Below are 2,191 nucleotides of genomic sequence, written 5' to 3' on the forward strand. Positions count from 1 at the left end.
GTGTCGTAGGCTTCGGCAATGACCTCGGGCGGATCGACGATAATGCCGCCGGTCGGAAAGTCCGGCCCCTGCACGTATTTCAGCAGCGTCTTGGTGCGTGCATTCGGCGTAGCGATCAGGTGCAGCGCGGCGTCGCACAGTTCGGCGGCGTTGTGCGGCGGGATCGAGGTCGCCATGCCGACCGCGATGCCCTGCGCGCCATTGGCGAGCAGGTTCGGAAATCCGCCTGGCAGCACCACCGGCTCTTTGGTCTGGCCGTCGTAATTGGCACGGAATTCGACGCCGTCCTCGTCGATGCCATCGAGCAACAGCCGCGCCACCTCGGTCATGCGCGCTTCGGTGTAGCGGTAGGCGGCGGCGTTATCGCCGTCGATATTGCCAAAGTTGCCCTGGCCGTCGACCAGGGGATAGCGCGAGGAAAAATCCTGCGCGAGGCGGACCATGGCGTCGTAGATCGCCTGATCGCCATGCGGATGGAACGAGCCCATCACGTCGCCGACGATCTTTGCCGATTTCTTGAACGCCGAGCCGGGGTCGAGCCGCAACAGCCGCATGCCGTACAGGATGCGCCGGTGCACCGGCTTCAGCCCGTCGCGGGCATCCGGCAGCGCGCGGTGCATGATGGTCGAGAGCGCGTAGGCGAGATAGCGCTCTTCCAGCGCATCGCGCAGCATGACCTCGTGAACCTCGGCGGGTTCTTCCGGCGGCAATTGTCGCTTTCCCATGGGGAGGAGTTAAACTCTTGGGGTGAATCGGGCAAGCCGCGAAACGGGCAACGCCGCCCCTCACCGTCGTCCCTGCGAAAGCAGGAACCCATAACCACAGGTGTTTGTGGAAGAAAATGGCTGAGGCCGCAGCGCCTGCCGATAAGCCGCGGAGTATCGGTCCCTGCTTTCGCAGGGACGACGTGTTGAAATAGTACGGTCAAACCGCCGAGCTGATTCGCGCCCGCTGCCTCACCACCGCATTGATAAAACCGTCGCGCGCGTCGGAATGGCCCTGCCCGCGCGGTTCCAGCACGTGGCGGAGCAGGAACAATCCGGTCAGCCGAAAGCCGTCCTGCAAATCCTGGTCCGACCAGCCGTTGGCGCCGCCCTCGCCGTCGCGCAAGAATGCCGGCAGCCGCAGCAGCCGGTCGCGGTAGGGCTCGCCGGCAGCCCGCGACACCGCGCCGCCGGATTTTGGCGACACGTAGATCAGATCGGCGGTCTCCCCGGTCGCGGCGCAGTTTTCCAGGTCGAGCCCGAAACCGAGCTCGGTCAGCATCGCCAGCTCGAATTTCACCAGACGCACCGCCGCTTCGCCGGCGTCGTCGAAATCGTCCAGCGTGCGGTCCAGCATCTCATAGATGTCCTGGTGCGGGTCGCGCTCCGGCAGCAATCGCGCCAGCGCGGCCAGATGGGTCACGCCATAGACGGCATGCGACGACGCCAGCAAGGTCGCCGCGCGCAGCCGCGTGCCCTCGATGGCGTAGGTCCCGAGATGCTCGTCCAGCCGCGCCCGCCACACCGCGGTCACGCTGTTGCCGGGCTGCAGCAGCGGCCGCATCCGCGAACCGGCGCCGCCGCGCACGAGGCCAAGGTGCCGGCCATGGCTGCGTGTCAAGAGTTCGACGATGGCTGAGGATTCGCCATGCCGCCGTACCCCCAGCACGATGCCTTCGTCGGTCCATTCCATGGGTGGAGTTTACAGGATTCCGTTGATTGGGGCAGCCTCTTGACCGCGTTCCCCGGATGCAGCGCAGCGCGCAAGCGGTGCGCTGCTGATCCGGGGTCCATATCTTGCGGCGGCGGCATTGTGGGTCCCGGCTCTGCGGTGCACCGCAAGAGCGCGGCACCGCGTCCGGGACACGAAGCTGCGATCACGCGTTGAACCAGCCCCGCGCGTCGCCGGTGAAGGAGAAATACAGCCCCGCCGCCGTCAGCGCGCAGGACACGATTTCGATCGCGCTGTCGAGCTGCACGCCGTTTTCGCCGATCACCTGCACGAGCGAGATCACCGACAGCACCAGCGCCGCGGCCAGCGCCCAGCGCGGCCAGTTCTTGCGCCGCTGCGCGGCCAGCCAGACGAAATAGACCAGCAGTCCGATCAGGCATGCCGCCATCACGGTCGCAACCGTGATCGCCCGCTCCGTCATGTCAGCCGTCGGCGTACGGTCCTGAAATGCCACCGACAGCGCATCCAGCGTCAG

The 2,191-nt window shown here is 66.3% G+C and carries 3 protein-coding genes; all 3 read right to left on the reverse strand.

Annotation, left to right across the window (positions count from 1 at the left end; translation table 11 throughout):
* Positions 1-725: DNA gyrase subunit A (locus tag WCE35_RS15425; RefSeq protein WP_424594204.1), on the reverse strand; the 725-nt coding region annotated here is incomplete at its 3' end.
* 199 nt (positions 726-924) lie between these two features.
* The gene (gene recO / locus WCE35_RS15430; protein WP_424594205.1) at positions 925-1,677 is read right to left on the reverse strand and encodes a DNA repair protein RecO; all 753 of its coding nucleotides are present in this window, start codon (positions 1,675-1,677) and stop codon (positions 925-927) included.
* A 184-nt stretch (positions 1,678-1,861) separates the two neighbouring features.
* Positions 1,862-2,191 (reverse strand): hypothetical protein (locus tag WCE35_RS15435; protein WP_424594206.1); only part of this gene is annotated, 330 nt, incomplete at its 5' end.

The sequence above is a fragment of the Bradyrhizobium sp. genome (genome assembly GCF_049691595.1).
Taxonomy (GTDB): domain Bacteria; phylum Pseudomonadota; class Alphaproteobacteria; order Rhizobiales; family Xanthobacteraceae; genus Bradyrhizobium.